This window comes from Anaeroplasma sp. (assembly GCF_034179385.1).
Lineage (GTDB): Bacteria > Bacillota_I > Bacilli_A > Acholeplasmatales > Anaeroplasmataceae > Anaeroplasma.
In genome coordinates, this window is the sequence record NZ_JAXFPY010000038.1 from 1 (window position 1) to 21101 (window position 21101).

Consider the following 21101-nt stretch of genomic DNA (forward strand, 5'->3'; position numbering starts at 1 on the left):
AGAGCACAGGAGGAAAAGGAAAGAAGAAAGAATCCTACTCCACCGCCAGTTCAGACTAAGACGAAGCTTCCAGATTGGTTAAGAAAGAAATAATAGAAATAACAAAAAGACCTATCCAAATTTAATAGGTCTTTTTCATATTCTTCGCATTTGTGCCTGATGGATTCTCTTTTCCTTTTGACGAGATAATCTGTGATCTCTTTCAATTTCCGTTTGCTTCGAATCAAAGGCAGCTTTAATTAAATCCTTATTCTTTAGTACTTCCTTCATAGAAGAGGTACTCTTCGCTTTAACCTCTACATATCTTTCATCAAGCTCAATATTCTGTTTATAATCATCTAGACGGAATGCTTTTAAATTTTCCTTTTCCGCTACAGGTAAATGCTTTAATATTTCATTTCTAGATGAGATATATTCCTTAAGCATAATCTTAAGCTGCACTTTACTCTTTTTGAATCTATCAAAGATAATCGCACGATTCTTTTGATATTCGCTTTCTAAGGATTTAATATCCTCATTTTGCTTATGGATGATATCCTTTTGATTTTCACAAATTGCATAATAATCCTGGTAGAAGCATTGATTTGCTAAATCCATTTTTTCTTGAATACATGCTGCAAGCTTCTTAACCACTTGATCGTGATTGGAAATTTCAAATTTCAATTGATTTAGAGTATTTTGGGTTTCTCTATCGAATTGAATTATTTCTTCTTGTCTAGCTTGCTCTTCTTGTAGGTAGGTTGCCTTAGCATTTACACGCTCATTTTTATCATCTCTATCCATTTCAGCTAAATCAATTTTATAGCCAGCCTCAAGTATATTTGCAGATTTTATGATGGCTTCTTTTTCGTTGTTTAGGAAGCGGTTCATAATTTGATAGATTCCTTCAATGAAGGATTGAGATAAACGTTGAAATACCTCATTTTTCTCCTGAACTATTTTAATGGAATCCTTGAATTCCTCGTCGCTAATTTCTTGTTCCTTTAGTCTTGTATTCATATCGACAATAGAAGAGGAAATATGTCTTTCTAATGCCTTTTCAAGCTCGAAATAGCCTTGTGCATTTGTAAGTTGCATTTTCTTTATTTCATCCTGCTGTCTTGTATAGCTTAGATTCGCGGTTCCAATTTGGTTATCAATTCTATTGATTTCCTTTTGTAATGCGAATAGCTTTTTAGAAAGGATGATGTTTTCATTTTCAATTTCCTTATATTTATTTGTGGCTTCAAAGATTTCCTGCCTTTCCTTTTGGGGATTGGATGGCTTATTCTTCAAAGCCTTACGTTTGATATATATTTCATTATCTAATGCAAATAGTAGGCTCTTATTAGATTCTAATTCCTCAGATACATCCTTAGCCTGCTTTTCATAAACTTCCTTACGGTCTAAGAAATCCTCATATTCCTCTTTATAATTCGCTTCAATGTTTTTGTAGAAGCCTTTATATTTTAAGGATTCCTCAAATTCAATTCTTTCCCGAATCAATTTGTTTGTATCATCGTGGAATATAGAAATAATTCTTTGATATCCTTGGAAGATAAATGCTAAAACATCATTAATAAAGCCCCATACAGCCATTTTATATTCTGGACGGTTTGATGTCTTATCGTATATGATATTCATTAAGCAGGTTTGCATATAATGAACGAGCTCTATTAAGTCTGAAAGTAAGGATAAATCCATCATTATTTTTTTGAACTCTAGTTCAAATCTAGATGCTAAGTAATCATGGCCTAGGGTATCAAGCTCGAAGAAGTAGTTTCTATTTAAAATGGCAAGCTCTAAATCTCTATCTCTATTAAAATTTTCGATTTGATAATCGACAAGCTTTTGCTCTGTATTTAATACGAGCTTATTTCTCTTAATCTTGGATTGATTCTTATATTCGTATTCCTTGTTTTTAAGATCAATAGCTTGATTTGATGTTTCAAGAACCATTTTTGAGCTTTTTATATTTAAATCATACATGGATTTATTTAGAGTATCCAAAACCTTACATTTTTCAATTTCTAAGGTATTATTAACCGTTTTAAAAGTTAATGTAGTATTAAATTTATCTGTTTCAAATTTATGTAATAGCTTCTTGATTTCTTCGAAGGATGCAATCTCATATTTTATAGATTTAATTTGACAAATAAGCTTTTCGGTATCAATTTGATGAAGAGTATCTGCCTCATCGGCATTTCTTTCTTCCTTAAGTGTTTTCAAATTGTTTTCACTTCTAAGCTTATTAGCTTCTCTATTATAATCAAGATTATTGATTTGAACGGCATGGTTCATATCAATTTCATATTCATTATTAATCTCTTGGAATTTCTTATTATCATAGGTTTCATTTTCTACGATAAACTTCATATTAAAGGTACGGTCTAAGTCTAAAAGCTTTTTTTGATAGTTTGTTTTTTCTGTATTCATTAAATAAGCCTTTTTCAAATGAACTAAGGTCTTATTTGTATTTTTTCTTTCAAGTTCCTGGTATCCAAAATATTCCGCTTTAATTTTTTTCGCTTTCTTTTTAAATCCAGGAGAAGAATAAGATTCTATAAGAAGACTTTCTTCCTCTTTCTTTAATTCTAAAAGACGATATTGAAGAGCTCTTTGTTCCTCATAAATACGATCATTATATTCCTTTTTTAAGTAAGCAATACGATCATCTAAAGTGGTCATGTTTAAGACGAATTCCTTCGATATCTTTTGAGATTCTGCATGGTATTCCTGTCTTTTTTGCTCTTTATCCTCCTGTGCCTCAGCTTGCTTTCTTGCATATTCATTTCTAGCATCCTGATTCTTTTCATTTCTTTTAGAAACTAAAAGACGAATTTTATCATTGAATTCCATAGATTCCTTAACCTTTTTTTGTTTATTAAGGATTTGATATTTATTGAATTCGTCAATCTTTTTTGCAAGAACCTCGTTTAATTCATCTACATTTTTTTGATAATGAGCGATAATACGCTCTGTATCCTTATCATAATCTATTAAGGAGGCTTTATATTTGTTTTCGATTTTTTTTAATTCCTTTTCTAGCTTGTCATTGAACCTAATTGTATTTTCAGAATAGGAGTCAGATGCAATTTGAATTTGGTAATTAAATCTACTTACATTTTCATTATATTCCGCTTCAAACATTTCCTTGTTTTGGTCACTAGCCATAATAAAGAATTCAATATCCATTAAGATATTGTTTTCTTCGAAGTGGATTTCTCTTTCCTTTTCTTTCATCTCATCCTTTAGTGCATTACATTTTTCTTCATATTTAGAGATGATATTAGAAGTATCTGCCTTTAGCTTTTCCTCAAGCGTTTTTTTCTTTTCGTTATATGCGCTAGATAATTCCTTAAGGAGATTGTCATATTCTTGCTTAAGAGGTTTAAGCTTGCTACAGATGTTCTTCATTTGCTTGATATATGTATCTACAGCCTGTCTAAGATTATATAAAGAAAAAGACAAAGGTTCTTGTGAATCTTGTGTTTCTGCTTTTTTGAAATAGTCTTGTAGCTTTATTTTTAAAGCATCAAGTGTTTCATCATATGTAGACATCTTATTACCTCCTCATTGCAAAGTTATCAAAATTATTATATAATTTTTTTACTTAATAGTAAAGACAAAGGAATTGTTTAAAAATGAAATGTTTTTGCGGTAATGAATTCACAAAAATTACAATTCACAAGGATGAGTTTTTAAACTGTAATTCTTGTGGATATTTAAGAAAAATAAATATTCTTTCTTCTAAAGAAGAAAAGGCAAGATATGATTTACATATTTGTGATGATGGTTATTTGAAATATATGGAGAATGTTTACCTTAAAATTAAGCCATATATTAAAGGCATATCCTTAGATTTTGGATGTGGTAAAATACATGCCTTAGCCGATTTAATAAATCATGATTTTCCATGCTATTATTATGATTTATATTATTTTCCAAAAATGCCACAAATGCATTTTGATACCATTATTTTGGTAGAAGTATTTGAGCATATTTTAGATATCTATAATTTGATGCTTGAATTAAAAAAGAATTTAAACCGAAATGGTAGAATTATCATTATGACAAAGAAGAAAAAATATCCACTCGATACTTGGTGGTATATAAGAGATACTACCCATGTATCCTTTGTAGATGATAAAACAATGGAGATTTTAGCCTCAAGGATAGATATGAAGGTATCGATTTTAGACGGGTTCTATATATTCGATTTTAAATAGGGGAAAATCCCCCTTTTTTTTCAAGGTTTGAAACTTTGTTTCACTTTCAAATTAGACATTTTTATGGTATTATGGTAAAGGTGATATTTTATGTATGGTTATATTATAGGAAAAGTTACTAAGATTACTCCTAAATATATTATTCAAGAAAATAATGGCATTGGCTATATTATTATTGTGCCCAATCCATATAATTTTAAATTGAATGAGGATTATAAAATTTATACATACCAATACGTTCGTGAAGATCAAAATGATTTATATGGCTTTTTAGCAGAGGATGAGAAGGAAATGTTCTTAAAGCTTATCAGTGTATCTGGTATTGGTCCTAAGAGTGCTTTATCTATTTTAGCTGCAGGAAGTGTATCTGAAATTGTAAAGGCAATTGAGGCAAGAAATGATGCATATTTAAGAAAATTCCCAGGCATTGGTCAAAAGGCTTCTCAGCAAATTATTTTAGATTTAAGAGGGAAACTATCCTTTACAGATGATTTCGTATCTAGTGGCAATTCATCCACTCTTGATGATGTTGAAGAAGCACTTATGGCACTTGGCTACGGCAAGAAGGAGCTTTCAAAGGTATTATCTAAGTTAGATGCAACAAAAGAGGTTGGAGACCTTATTAAGGATGCATTAAAGCTTTTAGCTAAGTAGGAGGAGGTATAAATATGGTAAGAGATGACGAAAGAATCGTCGACCCAAAGGAACATATTACAGATGAGCAATCGGAATTATCCTTGCGTCCGCAAATGCTAAGGGAATATATTGGTCAAGAGGAAGCAAAGGAAATGCTTGATGTCTATATTAAGGCTGCCTTAAAGCGTAATGAGGCATTAGACCATTGCTTATTCTATGGACCTCCAGGACTTGGTAAAACAACTCTTGCGCAAATTGTTGCCAACGAGCTTCATGTAAACATGAAGGTTGTAAGCGGACCTAGTATTGAAAGAAGTGGCGATTTAGCTGCAGTTTTATCTACACTTGAGGAAGGAGACGTATTATTTATCGATGAAATACACCGTCTTCCAAGATATGTAGAAGAGGTTTTATATTCCGCAATGGAGGATTATGTATTAGATATTATGGTTGGAAAGGATTCATCAACAAGAAGCATTCGTGTTGATCTTCCTCCATTTACCCTAATTGGTGCAACCACTAGATTTGGTGATTTGTCCGCACCACTTAGAGACCGCTTTGGTGTCGTATTAAGATTAAATTATTATACCATTAGTGAGCTTCGTACGATCATTGAAAGAACCGCCCAGGTTTTTGGTACAAAAATAGATAAGAACGCTTCTTTAGAGCTTGCAAGAAGAAGCCGTGGTACTCCACGTATTGCAAATCGATTATTTAGAAGAGTTAGAGATTTTGCAGATGTCAAGAATAATGGAATTATTTCTCTTGAAATCTGTAAGGAGGCATTACAAAAGCTTGGTATTGATTCTAATGGACTTGATTATACAGATTTTAGATATTTAAGAGCAATTGTTGAAACCTTCCAGGGTGGACCTGTAGGTGTTGAATCCTTAGCGGCAACAATTTCTGAGGAGGTATCTACAATAGAGGATGTATATGAGCCATATTTATTGCAAGAGGGCTATATTAAAAGATCAAATAGAGGACGTATTGCAACACAAAAGGCCTATGAGACCTTAGGTATTAAGTATTTTAAGGGGATTTTCGCATGATACTTACAACAGACTATGATTATGATTTACCAGAGGAGCTTATTGCACAAACTCCACTTAAGGATAGATCATCCTCAAGATTAATGGTATTAGATAAAAAAACAAAAACATGGGAGCATAAAAATTTTAAGGATATCGTAGATTATTTAGATAGCAATGATGTCCTCGTGTTAAATGATACAAAGGTAATTCCAGCAAGATTAATTGGTACAAGAGATACGGGTGGAGTTACTGAGGTTTTACTTTTGAAGGATTTAGGAGATAATGTTTGGCAGACTCTTGCAAGACCTCAAAGAAAGGTTCATATTGGTCAAATTGTATCCTTTGGAGATGGGACTCTTAAGGCAGAATGCATAGAAAAGGAAGACCAAGGTATCTGTAAATTTAAATTAATTTATGATGGTATTCTAGTGGAAATATTAGATAAGCTCGGTGAAATGCCACTTCCTCCATACATTCACGAAAAATTGGAGGATAAGGATAGATACCAAACGGTATATGCAAAACACCCAGGTAGTGCAGCTGCCCCTACAGCAGGGCTTCATTTCACACCTGAAATTTTAGAAAAGCTAAAGGCTAAGGGCGTTTCCCTAATTTATATTACCCTACATGTAGGGCTTGGTACCTTCCGCCCTGTTGAGGAAGAGGATTTAACGAATCATGTAATGCATTCGGAATATTATGAAATTTCCAAAGAGGCTGCAGAGAAATTAAATCTTGCAAAGAAAATGGGGAAAAGAATTGTTGCGGTAGGTACTACAACAACAAGAACTTTAGAATCTGCATATGATAATGGCTTTAAGGAATGCTGTGCCAATACATCTATATTCATTTATCCTGGATATAAATTTAAGGCAATTGATGCTCAAATCACAAATTTCCATTTGCCAAAATCTACATTAATTATGCTTGTTTCTGCCTTTGCAGGAAGAGAATTCATATTAGATGCATATAAGGAAGCTGTAAAGGAAAAATATAGATTCTTTTCCTTTGGCGATGCAATGTTTATAAAATAAAGTGAGGGGAAAAGAAATGAAATATACAAATTATTTAAATGATGAAAATCCAAGAGTATCTATGGATATGGGTGAATATGGAGTAATGGAAATTGAATTATTCCCAAGCGTTGCTCCAATTACTGCAAAGAATTTCTTAAGCTTAGTAGAAGAAGGCTTTTATAATGGCTTAATCTTCCATAGAGTTATTAAGGATTTTATGATTCAGGGTGGAGACCCAACAGGTACAGGTATGGGTGGGTCTAAAGAAAAAATTAAGGGTGAATTCATGGTAAACGGAGTTAAAAATCCACTAGAGCATACAAAGGGTGTAATCTCTATGGCAAGAAGCCAAAACCCAAATTCAGCATCTAGTCAATTCTTTATCTGCCATACAAATACACCTCACCTAGATGGTTCTTATGCAGCCTTTGGTGTCGTTGTTTCTGGTTTTGATGTTGTCGATAAAATTGCAAATGTAAAAACAGATTATAGAGATAAGCCATTAAATGAGGTAAAAATTATATCAGCTAAGAGGGTAAGATAATGGAACCTGTATGGTATGAGCTTAAGCATGTTTGCAAGCAAACTGGTGCAAGATATGGTATCTTACATACTCCTCATGGTGATTTTGAAACCCCAATATTTATGCCTGTTGGCACAAAAGCCAATGTAAAAACCTTAATCCCATCCGAAATCAAGGAGATTTCAGATGGCTTAATCTTGGGTAATACCTATCACCTATGGCTTCAGCCTGGGGATAATTTAATCCATGAATTTGGTGGTATAAGAGGGTTCATGAATTGGGATGGTGCCTTACTTACGGATTCGGGAGGATTTCAGGTGTTTTCCTTATCCTCTATAAGAAAGATTAAGGAGGAGGGCGTATATTTCCGTCATCATAAGAGTGGTGCGAAGCTATTCCTATCTCCAGAAAAATCCATTGAAATTCAAAATAATTTAGGAGCAGATATCATTATGTCCTTTGACGAATGTCCTCCATTCGACTCTTCAGAAAAATATATGAGAGAGTCTGTAGAAAGAACGATTCGTTGGGCAAAAAGAGGTAAGGATGCTCATAAGAATCCAGATACCCAAGCTCTATTTGGTATCATCCAGGGTGGTGGAAATAAAGAAATAAGAAAGCATTGCCTTGAGGAGCTTGAAAAAATTGGCTTCCCTGGGTATTCTATTGGAGGATTGTCCGTTGGAGAATCCAAAGAGGATATGTATGAAATGCTAGAATATCTAAAGGATATTATGCCAAAGAACAAGCCAAGATATTTAATGGGAGTAGGCTCCCCTGATGATTTAATTGTAGGCTCTATAAATGGAATTGATATGTTCGATTGTGTATTGCCAACAAGAAATGCGCGTCATGGCTGTGCCTTTACCTCCTATGGTAAGATTCAAATCAAGAATTCAAAATATGTAAGATTACATACACCACTAGACCCAGAATGTAATTGTTATGTATGTAAGACATTCACTATGGCATATTTAAATCATTTAATTCGTGAAGAGGAAATCTTAGGTATGAGGCTTGTAAGCTATCATAATCTATATTTCTTAAAGAATTTAATGCATCAAATCAGAGATGCTATAAAGGAAGATCGTCTACTAGATTTTAAAAACGAATTCTTTAAAAAATTTGGTTATACAAAAAGTGAAGAATAGGAACATAGTTGTATTCTTATTTAGATTAGTGCTTATGAGTGCTAATCTTTTTTCTATATAAATTGTCCCTAAAATTGTATAATAAAAGGGACAAAGATCGTCGTATGATATCTAAAGATGTTAAACTTAGAATTGATAATTTTCCGAGGTAACTATTTCATGTTTCTCTGAAAAACTTTTTCCCCTTTTCTTTTATAGAGAAAACGCTTGAATAATTATATAAAAAAAATTATAATTGATTTTGTAATACTTGCGATTTGAGGTGATAAAATGATACTTTCACTAGATGCATGGGTAATAGGTGTAATTATTGGCTGTGGAGTATTATGTCTATGCGCAATTTTAGCTATTATTCTTTTGGTTAAGAAAAAGAATAAGAAGCCAAAGCATATTAAAGTTGATGAGGAATTCATAAATAATCTCATTCATCTATTAGGTGAAAAAGATAATATAAATGATGTTACAGTAGATAATGGAAGACTTAAATTTAATGTGGTCGATTTGGATAAGGTTGATCTAAATGGTATTAAAGCAATTGCAACATCCGGAGTATTTGTAACAGGTAATATAATCAAAACATTATTCAAACTAGATAGCCAAGTTATAAAGCAGGCTTTAGAAAAGAATCTTTAGGGAGGATATTTGATATGATTAAAAAATCTTTTAGAATTACAAGTGAGAAAGGAATTCATGCAAGACCTGCAACAGCATTAGTTAATGTTGCGATGGCCTATGAATGTGATATTAAACTTTCTGCATTAAGAAGAACCGTAGACTTTAAATCCATTATGGGTGTTATGGCCTTAGGTATTTATTCTGGTACAACAATAGAAATTAAGTGTGACGGTAAAGATGAGCAAGAAGCAATGGATGCTCTAACCGATACACTTGTTAAGCAAGGATTAGGAAAAGAATTATAGGATTTTTAAAAAACAAAATGAATTGTTTCCTAAAGATGAAACTTCGTTTTGTTTTTTTACTTTTTGGAGGCTTTATGGATTTTAAGGAATTATATGCTAAGGAAAGACCTTATGCAATTGAGGTATTAAAAAAATTAATCTCATTTAAAACAGTTTTAGATGAATATAAGGAAAATAGTGATGCCCCATTCGGCATGGAAAATAAAAAGGCATTAGAATACATTCTATCTGTTGGTAAAAAGGATGGATTTAATGTTAAGAATGTGGATAATTATGCAGGCCATATTGAATTTGGAGAAGGAGATGAAATCTTAGGTGTTTTAGCACATCTAGATGTCGTACCTGTAAATAGTGAGGAATGGGACTCAGATCCCTTTACCCTAAGATTTTCTTTAGGCAAAATGTATGCTAGAGGCTCTTTAGATGATAAGGGTCCTCTTGTTGCATCTTATATTGCACTTAAGATGCTAAAGGATATGGGATTTATGCCAAAGAAAAGAATAAGATTAATTATGGGCTGTGATGAGGAATCAGGCTCTAGATGTCTAAAAAGATATCTAGAAAAGGAAGAAAAGCCAACCATAGGCTTTTCCCCTGATGCATGCTTCCCATTAATCTATGGTGAAAAGGCTATGACCTCCTATGATATTTTAGGTGATTTAAGTGATGATATTATTGTATCCTTCACAGCTGGCGAAAGATATAATGTTGTACCAAGCTATGCAGAAATGGAATTAAAGGAAGATTATTCTAAGGAGTTTATGGCATTCTTAAAGGAAAAGAATTACCAAGGTGAATATAAGGATTCTAAATATATTGCCTATGGTGTTGCATCTCATGCGATGAATCCTGAGCTTGGTGTGAATGCTGCATATATTCTATTTGAATTCTTAGCAAAATATACAAATTCAAAACTTGCTAAATTTATGGACGAATATTTCTTGGGTGATACATGGGGAAAAAAGCTTGGATATGACATGTATGATCCGGATATGAAATATTTAACAAGTAATTTTGCAGTAGTAAGAGGAGAAAATAATACCTTTAAGCTTGGGGTAAACTGTAGAGTACCTCTAGATAGCCAGTTTAAGGTAATTGAGGAATGTGTAGCTAAAGCTACTGCTAAATATGGCTATAGCTATAAGATTTTATACAATAGTCCAAGGCATTATGTAGACCCTAATTCATTCTTAGTAACAAAGCTTATGGATGTATATAGGGAAGTAACTAAGGACTATGAAAATGAACCAATCACCATTGGTGGTGGTACTTACGCAAGAGAAATTGGTAAGGCTGTTGCCTTTGGGCCTTTAGTTGTCGGAAGGGAGGATGTTTGTCATATAGCGAATGAATACTTTTATGAAAGTGACTTCGATCTAGCGGTTGAGGTGTATTTTAAGGCTATGTACGAACTTTGTAAATAATGAGATTAAGAAAAGTTAAAAACGCAAAAGAACGCCTTAAGGTGGATAATAATACGTATTATATTGAGGATGCTAGTATCTATAAGGGGAAGTGGAAGGAAGTATTTCAAAATGATCATCCACTTCATATTGAAATTGGATGTGGTAAGGGTCAATTTATGATTGCTCTTGCGAAGAGAAATCCAAATATCAATTATGTTGCCTTAGAAAAATTTGATTCGGTGCTATTAAGAGCTCTTGAAAAGGCAATGGAGGAGGATATTCCCAATTTAAAGCTTTCTGTTATGGATGCAGCAAAAATTACGGATTATTTTGATGCTAAGGAGGTCTCTAAAATCTATCTAAATTTCTCTGATCCATGGCCTAAGAGTGGTCATGCAAAAAGAAGATTGACCTATAAGACATTCCTAGATCAATATAAGATTATCCTTAAGGATGATGGTGATATAGAACAAAAAACAGATAATCGTCATTTCTTTGAATTCTCCTTAGAATCCTTTAATGAGAATGGCTGGGCTATTCATGATATTTGTCTTGATTTGCATAAAGAAAAAGAAAAATACCCAGACAATATCACTACAGAATTTGAGGATAAATGGTCTAAGCTCGGACCAATTTATAGGTTAGTTGCAGAAAAGAAGTAGGTAAATGTATGGCAATATATGCACTTATTGGTGGTAAGGTAAATAGAGAAAAAGTAAATAATCGTATTGAAGAAAAGCTACTTGGGCTTACAAAAGCGAAAACACCAACCGTGCTTTATTGTCCCTTTGCTAGAAAGGATATCGATAAATCCATTTTAAAATTCCATAGCTTAATGGAAGGCTTAAATTGTAAGATTATCGATTTAACCTATCAAAATGAAGAACAATTTGAGGAGCTACTTAAAATATCCGATATGCTTTATATCGGTGGTGGATTAAGTGATGATTTAATCGCTTATTTCAAGGAAAAGAAATTCGATGAAATATTAAAAAAATATGAGGACAGGAATATAATTTATGCAGGTTCCTCTGCAGGTGCAATGCTATTTTGTAATGTATCTATGGGGGATAAGTATATGTATAGTGATAATTACCATAATTATAATTACAAAATGGTTCATGGATTATCTTTATTAAATATCAGCATGTGTCCTCACTATCAAAATGAGGATTTAATATTTTACAATGACGAAATCAAGGATTATGGGCTATTATCCTTTGGAATAGAGGAGGATTGCTGCTTAGTTGTAGATGGTATAAAATATTTTATCTTAAAGGATGATAAGCAAAGGAGTGTTTATTCCTTTGACCCAAAAGAGGGTTATAAAATGGTTCCGTTATACGAAGGAGAAATATATGAAAATAGCAGTATTAGGTCCTAAGAATACATATTGTGATGTTGCCTTAGATGATTATTTAAAAGAAAAGAATATAGTAGATATTACTAAGGTATTTTGTCCTACAATCATAAAAACTGCACTTGCAGTGGATGAAAATACAAATGCGATCTTACCATTTGAAAACACTCTTGATGGCTTTGTTATGGAATCCTTAGATACCATCATTCAAAAGAATTTATTCATTATCGATCAGGTAAAGCTAAATATAGATTTTGCCTTTGTGACAAACGCAAAATCTATAGATGATGTAAAAACTATATTTTGTCAATTTAAAGCCTTTGGCCAGTGCCTAAGCTTTATTTTAGAGCATGATTTTACAGTTATTAAAACCGATAGCAATGTTGAAAGTGCAGATAAGCTCGATGGTGCAAATTTGGAATATGGAGCAATTATTCCTATGCATGTATTAAAGAATCGCTCCTATAAGACGATCCATTATCATGTTGCCGATTCAAAAAATAATGAAACCAGATTCTTCATTGTAACAAAGAATCCAAAAAAGTTGGAATATAGAGGTAAGCTTAATACCTCTTTAATCGTATTTTCCAAGGAGGACCGTCCAGGTCTTTTATATGATATTTTAAGTAAATTTCATGAATACAATATCAATTTAAATTCGATTCTATCAAGACCATCTAAAAAAGATTTGGGTGTCTATAATTTCTATATGGAAACTACATTAAGCGACAAAGAACTAGAAAAGCTTTATATGCTCATAGATGAGCTTAAAAAGGAAAGCTTTCAAATTGAAATTTTAGGCGTGTATAACGCCTTAGATTAAGGAGTTTTTATGAGAGCAGTAGATATTATTGAAAAAAAGAGAAACGGTAATAAGCTTACCGAAGATGAAATTAAATTTATGGTAGATGGCTTTACTAAGGGCGATACCGTAATGGATTATCAAATGAGCGCCTTTAATATGGCAGTATATTTTAGAGGAATGGATGATGAAGAAGCAACCTGGATGACTAAGGCAATGCTTCATAGTGGTGATATTCTAGATTTATCTATGATTAAAGGGGTTAAGGTAGATAAGCACTCTACAGGTGGTGTTGGGGATAAGACGAGCTTAGTAGTTGCCCCACTTGTTGCATCCTTAGGTATTAAATTTGCAAAAATGAGTGGTAGAGGCTTAGGCCATACCGGTGGTACACTCGATAAGCTTGAATCCATCCCAGGATATAATATATCCATAAGCCAGCAGGATTTTATCGATCAGGTAAACCGTATTGGAATTGCTTTAATCGGACAAACAAAATCTCTAGCCCCTGCAGATAAAAAGCTATACGCACTTAGAGATGTTACTGCAACAGTAGAATCTATCCCACTCATTGCATCCTCTATTATGAGTAAGAAGCTTGCATCCGGTGCGGATGTAATTTCTTTGGATGTAAAGGTTGGTAGTGGTGCCTTTATGAAGGATTTAGACCAGGCTACAAAGCTTGCAGAGCTTATGGTATCCATTGGTAAAATGTGTGGTAAGAAGATGAGTGCAGAACTTACGAATATGGATGAGCCTTTAGGACTTGCCGTTGGTAATTCCTTAGAGGTTATTGAGGCTATCGACACCTTAAATGGCCATGGGCCTAAGGACTTTACAGAATTATGTATGGAGGTTTCTGCAGAATTAATTTTAGATTCCGGTCTTGTTAAGTCTCATTCTGAGGCTCTTTCATTAGCTCATAAGCAAATCGAAAATAAGGAAGCCCTACATAAATTTGTTGAGCTCGTTGAAGCCCAAGGCGGAGATGGATCTTACGTGTTAAATCCAGATAAATTCACCAAGGCAAAATATGTTAAGGAAGTAGTATCAAATCATGATGGATATGTAACAAAAATTGATGCTTTAGCCATCGGTCATGCCGCTATGTATTTGGGTGGAGGTAGAGCGAAGATGGATGATGTAATCGACCATGCGGTTGGTATTGTTTTAAATAAAAAGGTTGGTGATTATGTTAGAAAGGGTGAGCCTTTAGCCTATATTCATTCCAACAAAGAAGACATTTCTTTAGAATCTAAATGTGTTTTTGATGCTTACAAGCTAGGAAAAGATAAAATAGAGCCAAAACTTATTCTTAAAGTTGTAAAATAATTGGATTTATGCTTGATTTAAGAATGCATTTTCAGTATAATAATCAAGTAGCTTGATTTGGAGGTGTTCATATGCAAAACTTTATAATTGATATTTTCGTAACGATTGCTTCAATCCTACTTATCGTTATTGTAATGCTTCAGGGATCTAAGGACGACATTAATGATGCCTTCAATGGTAGCAAGTCAGACCTATTTAAGAACCAAAAGACAAGAGGCGTAGAATTATTCATGCAAAGAACAACAGCTGGCTTAGCTGTAATTTATGTTGCATTAGTTCTAGTTTCCGTATTCTTACATACAAGATAATGTGCATGAGGATTTTCTTTGCGAAAATCCTCATTTTTCTTATAATAAAATTGTAAAGGAGGTAAGCTTAGTGGAAAAGAAAAAAATAAAAGAAGAAATCAAAAAAACTCTAAAATCCTATGCTTTATCTAAGGATTTAATTGCAAAATCATTAAATTTAAATATAGAAGACATAGAAGATGACTTAGATAGCTTAGTTTTAAGTGGAGAAATAAAATATTTAAAGAATCTTGAGCTATATAAGCTTGCTTCTAAAAAGAAATCTAAGGAATATTCACCTGTTGATGAAGATTTACTTTTATCCTTAATAAAGGATGAGCATATCTATCAATTTCATGTATTAGCGAGAATATTGAAGTCAAATCCTAAGGAGCTTAAGGCATGCTTGAATGCCTTAGTGAAAGAAAATAAAATATATTATTCTTCATTTTATGATATTTATACCATACTGAAGGTCGCAACCCTAGATGTAAAGGATAAGGGCTATGCATTTGCTAAGGTTGATGGAGAGGATATCGAATATTATATTTCAAAGGATGATATAGGTACTGCATATGATGGGGATATATGCCATATATTCCCTACGGGATATGATGATAAATTAAAGGGTGCAGCGGTTTATGATGTCATAGAAAGAGCACATAAGATCGTCATTGGTAAGCTTATGCTTAAGGGTAAAAAATACCCTAAGTATAAGGTGGTATCTACTATGAATTCCTTTAAGGTTGTAGTAGATATAAATCCTGAGGATTTAAATGGGGCAAAGCCTGGTGAGATTGTATCTTGTGATATCGAATATCAGAAGGGCTACTCTATTAAGGGTAAAATTAAAGAGATTATTGGACATCCAGATGATCCTGGTATTGAAATATCTGAAATAGCCTTAGAATATGGCTTTAAAATGCCTTTTAGCGAAGAGACAGTAGAAGAATTAAAGGAAATACCAGATACAGTAAAAATAGAAGAAATTTTCGAAAGACGTGATTTTAGAAATCTAAATGTCATCACCATAGATGGCGATGACTCTAAGGATTTTGATGATGCTATCTATCTAGAAAAGAATTCGAATGGGAATTATCATCTAGAGGTGCATATTGCGGATGTATCCCATTATGTTAAGGAGGGCTCACCACTCGATTCTGATGCCTTATCCCGTGGTACATCTGTATATCTTGCAGATAGAGTAATTCCAATGATTCCTCATAAGCTATCGAATGGTATTTGCTCCTTAAATGAAGGAGTAGACCGTTTGGTTCTATCCTGCTTAATGGAAATTGATCCAAAGGGTAAGCTTATAAATTATGAAATTGTTGAGGGTGTAATAAAATCCCATCATCGTATGACCTATAATAAGGTAAACCAAATGATTTTGGGAGCTGAGGATGTCATCAAGGAATATATAGATATCTACCCTATGATTTTAGATATGCTAGAATTATCTCATATACTAAGAGCTATACGTCATAAAAAGGGTGGAATCGAATTTGAAAGTGAAGAATATAAATTTGAATTAAATAAAGATGGCTCACCAAAGAAAATTCATAAAAGATGCCAGGATGAGGCTGAAAGAATCATTGAGGATTTTATGCTTCAGGCGAACGAAACGGTTGCATATCATATGTCTGTTATGAATTTGCCATGCGAATATAGAATTCATGAAAAGCCAGATCAAGAAAAGCTTCATAATACATTTAATCAAATTGCATCTATGAAGATTCCTGTTAAAAATATCCAAAATGATATTCATCCTAAGGAGATTCAAAGCTTGCTTGAATCGATTAAGGATCATCCAAATCATTTCATCATTAATACAATGCTTCTAAGAAGTATGATGAAGGCAAAGTATTCGAGCGAATGTCTAGGGCACTATGGTCTTGCGATGAAGTATTATTGTCATTTCACATCTCCTATCAGAAGATATCCAGATTTAATGGTTCATAGGATGATAAAGAAATTATTCCTACATCCGGATAATTTAGATCATGATATAAGAAAATATCAGGCTATTATCCCTGATATTGCGGTTAGGAATTCAAAATCCGAAAGAAATGCGGTAGATTGTGAAAGAGCAGTAGATGATATGCTATATGCTTGGTATATGGAATCTCATTTATATGAGGAATATAATGCCACCATTACCTCTATTACATCCTTCGGTATGTTTGCTGAAATTGATTTTGGTATTGAAGGATTAATTGCATTTAGAGATATGGAAGGCTATTATGAATATAATGAGCACACGATGAGTGCAAGTAATGGAATAAATACATATCATTTAGGTGATAGGGTAAGAGTTAAGGTTTCCTTCGCTAGCAAGGAAGAAAGAAGAATCGATTTTATCTTAGTCGATTAGGAGGTTAATTATGAATATGAATTGGGATTTGAATAAGCTTTATACTTCCTTAGATTCAAAGGAATATAAGAAGGATAAGGAAGAATTGAAAGGATTCATCCATAAAGAAAATAGTTTAATGTCAGATTTTAAGGAAAATGACATTAAAGAATATTTAAAAATAGAGGAAAAATTAAATATATTAGCGATTAAAATGTTTAATTATTCTTCATTAAAAACAAGTGTAGATGTAAATGATAGAGAATCTCTTAAAGAGCTTCAGGAGCTTCAAATGTTATTTCAGGAAACTATACCTGCAAATGTAAAATTTAAAAGATTTTTAATGGATAAGGATATCGATGCATTAGTTAAAAAAGATGCCTTCTTAGAAGAATATAAATATCTTTTAGAAAAAACGAAGGAGCAAGCATCCCATATGCTATCTGAAAAGGAAGAAATTCTTTACTCTAAGCTATCTATGGTTGCATCCTCAAGCTGGAGTGATTTACAATCGAATTTAACGAGTAATTTATCGATTAAGGTGAAGGGCTTTAAAGATAAAATGCCCCTATCTATGGTTAGAAATCTTGCCTATGATAGCAATAAGGATGTCAGATACAATGCATATAAGGCTGAATTAAAGGCTTATAAAGCTATAGAGGAATCTGTTGCCATGGGATTAAATAATATTAAAAGAGAAGCGAATATTATGGCATCCCTAAGAGGCTATGATTCTATATTAGATATGGCTTTAGTTCATAATCATATGAAAAGGGAAACTCTTGATGCAATGATTGATGCAATTAAAGAGGAGCTTCCTAAATTTAGGGAATATTTTAAGGCTAAAGCAGAAGCATTAGGCTATAAAAATGGTTTACCATTTTATGAATTATTTGCCCCTATGGGAAAACTTACAAAAACATATACCTACCAAGAAGCAGAAAAGGAAGTATTAGATGTTTATAAATCCTTTTCTCCTCGTTTATATGAAATGGGTTATAAGGCCTTCCATGAGGGTTGGATTGATGTATTACCACGTGAGGGTAAGGTTGGTGGAGCTTTCTGTAGCGGAATTACACCAATCGGTGAATCTAGGGTATTGACGAACTTCACTGGGGCTATGTCCGATATTCAAACTCTAGCACATGAGCTTGGTCATGCATACCACAATGAGGTTTTAAAGGATTCTCTACCATTAAATCAGGACTACCCTATGCAGCTTGCTGAAACTGCATCGATTCTATGCCAAACCTTAATGAGTAAAAAGCTTATCGATGAGGTAAAGGATAAAGAGGAAAAGCTTACTGTAGTTGAAAATTCCTTACAAGAGGATACACAATGTGTCGTAGATATTTTATCTAGATATTTATTTGAAAATATGGTATGTGATACAGAAATAGCTAAGCCACTTGGCGCAAAGGATATGAATCAATTTATGCTAAAGGCACAAGAGGAATCCTATGGTGATGGTCTAGATAAAAAATATTTACATCCATATATGTGGCTATGTAAAAGCCATTATTATAGTGCATCGAATGGATTCTATAATTGGCCATATGCCTTTGGATTGCTATATGCCAAGGGATTATATGCAAAATATATGGAAAACAAAGAAGAATTTGTAAAAAAGTATGATGAAATGTTAAAAAATACTTGTATAATGGATGCGGAAGATGTCGCATTAACTATGGATATCGATATAACAAAAAAGGAATTTTGGATTTCTTCTTTAAAAACAATAGAAGAGGATATCGATTTATTTAAAGAATTATTGAAATAGGTGATACTTATGAAGGTTATTTGTACCAATAAGAGGGCTACATTTGAATATTTTATCCTTGAAAAATATGAAGCTGGCATTAAGCTTATGGGTACAGAAATAAAATCCATAAGAAATGGCCACTGTAATATTAATGATGCTTATGTAATTATGAAAAATAATAGACCTTGGATTGTGAATATGTTCATTGCAAAATATGAATTTGGGAATATATTTAATCATGATGAATTAAGATCAAGAGAATTATTATTACATAAAAAGGAATGCATTAAGCTTGCAGCAAGAATCAAGCAGGAGGGCTTGACTCTTGTTGCACTTAGATGTTATTTTGAAGGTTCCTTAGTTAAAGTAGAAATAGGACTTGCAAAAGGAAAAAAGCTTCAGGATAAAAGAGAAGCAATAAAGGAAAAAGATGCAAAAATCAGAATAGAAAAAGAATATAAAAATTCTTATCGTTAGTTGCAAAATAAAAAAACTTGAATATAATGATATTGCAATAGAATAAATGGGGATGTACTGGATTCGCTGTGAGTTATGAAGGTATGTAAGCATGCAGGAGTAGACTCCTTTAAAAACGTCGAGGTTTAAGAACCGCAGAAAAAGAAAACGATTATGCATTCTTAGCAGCTCGTAACAACGGTGCAGCTAACTTTGCTTACGCTTGCTAATAGAATATAAGCGGCCCACCCAATGTGTTTTCTGTGCATATTGGCTTTGGGTTTTATCCTAGCAGAATATATTTTTATTGTGCTACTCTAACAATAAAAATGAATCTAATAGAGTGTAGTCAGTTTTTGGTCGTCTTACCAGCTTAGGGCTGATGAAAATTTATGGTAAGATAAGCATGTAGAAAGCATACTGAATTAGTTTGCATACATGGGTTCGATTCCCATCATCTCCACCATATTAGTAGAATAGGTTTGATACATAGTTATCAAGCCTTTTTTTGCGTTTAGAATAGGTGTGAACTCAGATAGAAGGTAATTCTGGGTTCTTTTTTTGTTTATATATAGATAATTATTATAAAGATGTTTAGAAGCTCATAGTCATGCTTACACGATTTAAGGCTAGGGTGCTAAAAATTTTACACGATTTAAAGTAGGGGTGCTAACGGTATACACGATTTCCAATAAATTGATTTCATCATCACAGGTTATCCCTCATTTATTCCCTCATTTTGTATAAATGTAAATGTATTTTTTCTGGTTGCTTTCTGGTTGTTTTTTTGGTTGAGAGATGTAGCCATTAATCTAAATTTTTTTGCGCTTTTATCAAAAGTTTACAAAACGATAAAATAAATGACAAATAGAGTGACAAATAGAGTGACAAATAGAGTGACAAATAGAGTGACGTATGATATAATATTAGTGACTAAAGGAGGATATAATTATGAACTTAGGAATCGAATCAGAAATATTGGAATTTAAAGAAACCACAGGAGAATTACACCAAGCAATAGAATCAATAGTTTCTATTTTAAATAAGCACGGATATGGGGAACTCTATTTTGGCGTAAAAGATAATGGCGAAGTAAAAGGCCAAATCGTAAAGGATTCCACGATAAAAACTGTTGTTGATGGACTTATGAGAGATATTGATCCTAAGATCATCCCTTCTGTAGTTCCTATTAGCTATGAAGGACTTGATGTTATTAAAGTGTCTTTTTCGGGAACACAAAAACCTTATAGCGCATTTGGGAATTTTCTTATTAGAGTTGGCTCCACAAATAGAAAAATGACAAGAGATGAATTAATTAGATTGGTGCAAAACAATAATTATTCCTTAGATTGGGAAAGTAAAGTTTCGGACTGTACCATTGATGATATAGATGATATTGCTCTTCAAAAATATTATAACGAATCAGTAAATTGCGGAAGATTGACTCTCGGTAATTATGATAAAGAACAATTATTAACTATTCTTGAATTAATTAAAGATGGAAAAATCATCAATGCTGGGAAAGCTTTATTTGGAAAAAATGCTAATGTCAGTTTAAAACTTGCATGTTATGCTACTGATAAGAAAATAACTTTCACAGATTTAAATATGATAAAGGGAAATATCTATTCATTAATCAATGAAGCAGTAACGTATATTTCAAATCATATTAATTGGAAGATTGAAATTGACAGAAAGAGAATCGAAACACCTGAAATTCCTATTAAGGCAATAAGAGAAATGGTTGTAAATGCATTTGCTCATGCTTATTACGAAAATTACCCAGAAATTGATATAGATATCCATCCTGGTCTAATTTCAATATTCAACCCGGGATCTTTTCCAATTGATTTAA

The 21101-nt window shown here is 32.8% G+C and carries 19 protein-coding genes and 1 other RNA gene; 19 read left to right on the top strand and 1 reads right to left on the bottom strand.

The window, feature by feature from the left end; translation table 11 throughout:
• Positions 1–135 precede the first annotated feature (135 nt).
• Positions 136–3540, bottom strand: a complete 3405-nt coding sequence (locus SPJ17_RS02585) for a hypothetical protein (protein ID WP_321092474.1) — start codon at positions 3538–3540, stop codon at positions 136–138.
• An 83-nt stretch (positions 3541–3623) separates the two neighbouring features.
• Here SPJ17_RS02585 and SPJ17_RS02590 point away from each other — a divergent pair, with 83 nt between their 5' ends.
• The 19 genes from SPJ17_RS02590 to SPJ17_RS02680 form a co-directional block, all read left to right on the top strand.
• A complete protein-coding gene (locus tag SPJ17_RS02590) occupies positions 3624–4208 on the top strand; it encodes a methyltransferase domain-containing protein (protein ID WP_321092476.1) in 585 nt (194 codons plus the stop codon).
• Positions 4209–4298: 90 nt separating this feature from the next.
• Entirely contained in the window at positions 4299–4862 is a 564-nt protein-coding gene (ruvA, locus tag SPJ17_RS02595; protein ID WP_321092478.1) for a Holliday junction branch migration protein RuvA, read from the top strand.
• A gap of 14 nt (positions 4863–4876) precedes the next feature.
• Positions 4877–5896 carry a Holliday junction branch migration DNA helicase RuvB gene (gene ruvB / locus SPJ17_RS02600; protein ID WP_321092480.1) on the top strand — a complete coding sequence of 340 codons (1020 nt, stop codon included), beginning with the start codon at positions 4877–4879 and terminating at the stop codon, positions 5894–5896.
• On the top strand, positions 5893–6912 hold the full coding sequence (queA, locus tag SPJ17_RS02605) for a tRNA preQ1(34) S-adenosylmethionine ribosyltransferase-isomerase QueA (RefSeq protein ID WP_321092482.1): 1020 nt from the start codon (positions 5893–5895) through the stop codon (positions 6910–6912). The genes ruvB and queA overlap by 4 nt, the downstream gene beginning before the upstream one ends.
• 16 nt (positions 6913–6928) lie before the next feature.
• Entirely contained in the window at positions 6929–7438 is a 510-nt protein-coding gene (locus SPJ17_RS02610) for a peptidylprolyl isomerase (RefSeq protein WP_321092484.1), read from the top strand.
• Positions 7438–8568 carry a tRNA guanosine(34) transglycosylase Tgt gene (gene tgt / locus SPJ17_RS02615; RefSeq protein ID WP_321092486.1) on the top strand — a complete coding sequence of 377 codons (1131 nt, stop codon included), beginning with the start codon at positions 7438–7440 and terminating at the stop codon, positions 8566–8568. The genes SPJ17_RS02610 and tgt overlap by 1 nt, the downstream gene beginning before the upstream one ends.
• A gap of 270 nt (positions 8569–8838) precedes the next feature.
• On the top strand, positions 8839–9201 hold the full coding sequence (locus tag SPJ17_RS02620; protein ID WP_321092489.1) for a hypothetical protein: 363 nt from the start codon (positions 8839–8841) through the stop codon (positions 9199–9201).
• A 14-nt stretch (positions 9202–9215) separates the two neighbouring features.
• Positions 9216–9488 (top strand): HPr family phosphocarrier protein, encoded by a 273-nt coding sequence (locus SPJ17_RS02625; RefSeq protein ID WP_321092491.1) that lies wholly within the window; start codon positions 9216–9218, stop codon positions 9486–9488.
• Positions 9489–9562: 74 nt separating this feature from the next.
• Positions 9563–10912, top strand: coding sequence for a dipeptidase PepV (gene pepV, locus SPJ17_RS02630; RefSeq protein ID WP_321092493.1), 1350 nt, complete (start codon positions 9563–9565; stop codon positions 10910–10912).
• Complete coding sequence (gene trmB, locus SPJ17_RS02635) at positions 10912–11556, top strand: tRNA (guanosine(46)-N7)-methyltransferase TrmB (RefSeq protein ID WP_321092495.1); 645 nt, start codon at positions 10912–10914, stop codon at positions 11554–11556. The genes pepV and trmB overlap by 1 nt, the downstream gene beginning before the upstream one ends.
• A gap of 8 nt (positions 11557–11564) precedes the next feature.
• Positions 11565–12278, top strand: a complete 714-nt coding sequence (locus SPJ17_RS02640; RefSeq protein WP_321092497.1) for a Type 1 glutamine amidotransferase-like domain-containing protein — start codon at positions 11565–11567, stop codon at positions 12276–12278.
• A complete protein-coding gene (locus tag SPJ17_RS02645) occupies positions 12253–13077 on the top strand; it encodes a prephenate dehydratase domain-containing protein (RefSeq protein ID WP_321092499.1) in 825 nt (274 codons plus the stop codon). The genes SPJ17_RS02640 and SPJ17_RS02645 overlap by 26 nt, the downstream gene beginning before the upstream one ends.
• Positions 13078–13086: 9 nt before the next feature.
• Positions 13087–14388, top strand: a complete 1302-nt coding sequence (locus tag SPJ17_RS02650; protein WP_321092501.1) for a pyrimidine-nucleoside phosphorylase — start codon at positions 13087–13089, stop codon at positions 14386–14388.
• A 71-nt stretch (positions 14389–14459) separates the two neighbouring features.
• Positions 14460–14696, top strand: coding sequence for a preprotein translocase subunit SecG (gene secG / locus SPJ17_RS02655; RefSeq protein ID WP_321092503.1), 237 nt, complete (start codon positions 14460–14462; stop codon positions 14694–14696).
• A gap of 70 nt (positions 14697–14766) precedes the next feature.
• A complete protein-coding gene (gene rnr, locus SPJ17_RS02660; protein WP_321092505.1) occupies positions 14767–17049 on the top strand; it encodes a ribonuclease R in 2283 nt (760 codons plus the stop codon).
• 10 nt (positions 17050–17059) lie between these two features.
• Positions 17060–18808 (top strand): M3 family oligoendopeptidase, encoded by a 1749-nt coding sequence (locus SPJ17_RS02665; RefSeq protein ID WP_321092507.1) that lies wholly within the window; start codon positions 17060–17062, stop codon positions 18806–18808.
• A 9-nt stretch (positions 18809–18817) separates the two neighbouring features.
• The gene (gene smpB, locus SPJ17_RS02670; protein ID WP_321092510.1) at positions 18818–19267 is read left to right on the top strand and encodes an SsrA-binding protein SmpB; all 450 of its coding nucleotides are present in this window, start codon (positions 18818–18820) and stop codon (positions 19265–19267) included.
• A gap of 48 nt (positions 19268–19315) precedes the next feature.
• Positions 19316–19712: a transfer-messenger RNA gene (ssrA, locus tag SPJ17_RS02675) on the top strand.
• Positions 19713–20197: 485 nt separating this feature from the next.
• On the top strand, positions 20198–21101 hold a 904-nt coding region (locus SPJ17_RS02680), incomplete at its 3' end, for an RNA-binding domain-containing protein (protein ID WP_321092512.1).

Excerpts from the sequence above, each read along its gene's own strand:
- smpB (WP_321092510.1), top strand. The coding sequence starts at position 18,818 with ATGAAGGTTATTTGTACCAATAAGAGGGCTACATTTGAATATTTTATC.
- ruvA (WP_321092478.1), top strand. The coding sequence starts at position 4,299 with ATGTATGGTTATATTATAGGAAAAGTTACTAAGATTACTCCTAAATAT.
- secG (WP_321092503.1), top strand. The coding sequence starts at position 14,460 with ATGCAAAACTTTATAATTGATATTTTCGTAACGATTGCTTCAATCCTA.
- SPJ17_RS02625 (WP_321092491.1), top strand. The coding sequence starts at position 9,216 with ATGATTAAAAAATCTTTTAGAATTACAAGTGAGAAAGGAATTCATGCA.
- SPJ17_RS02620 (WP_321092489.1), top strand. The coding sequence starts at position 8,839 with ATGATACTTTCACTAGATGCATGGGTAATAGGTGTAATTATTGGCTGT.
- SPJ17_RS02610 (WP_321092484.1), top strand. The coding sequence starts at position 6,929 with ATGAAATATACAAATTATTTAAATGATGAAAATCCAAGAGTATCTATG.
- SPJ17_RS02665 (WP_321092507.1), top strand. The coding sequence starts at position 17,060 with ATGAATATGAATTGGGATTTGAATAAGCTTTATACTTCCTTAGATTCA.
- pepV (WP_321092493.1), top strand. The coding sequence starts at position 9,563 with ATGGATTTTAAGGAATTATATGCTAAGGAAAGACCTTATGCAATTGAG.
- queA (WP_321092482.1), top strand. The coding sequence starts at position 5,893 with ATGATACTTACAACAGACTATGATTATGATTTACCAGAGGAGCTTATT.
- SPJ17_RS02640 (WP_321092497.1), top strand. The coding sequence starts at position 11,565 with ATGGCAATATATGCACTTATTGGTGGTAAGGTAAATAGAGAAAAAGTA.
- trmB (WP_321092495.1), top strand. The coding sequence starts at position 10,912 with ATGAGATTAAGAAAAGTTAAAAACGCAAAAGAACGCCTTAAGGTGGAT.
- SPJ17_RS02585 (WP_321092474.1), bottom strand. The coding sequence starts at position 3,540 with ATGTCTACATATGATGAAACACTTGATGCTTTAAAAATAAAGCTACAA.
- ruvB (WP_321092480.1), top strand. The coding sequence starts at position 4,877 with ATGGTAAGAGATGACGAAAGAATCGTCGACCCAAAGGAACATATTACA.
- SPJ17_RS02645 (WP_321092499.1), top strand. The coding sequence starts at position 12,253 with ATGAAAATAGCAGTATTAGGTCCTAAGAATACATATTGTGATGTTGCC.
- tgt (WP_321092486.1), top strand. The coding sequence starts at position 7,438 with ATGGAACCTGTATGGTATGAGCTTAAGCATGTTTGCAAGCAAACTGGT.
- SPJ17_RS02650 (WP_321092501.1), top strand. The coding sequence starts at position 13,087 with ATGAGAGCAGTAGATATTATTGAAAAAAAGAGAAACGGTAATAAGCTT.
- SPJ17_RS02590 (WP_321092476.1), top strand. The coding sequence starts at position 3,624 with ATGAAATGTTTTTGCGGTAATGAATTCACAAAAATTACAATTCACAAG.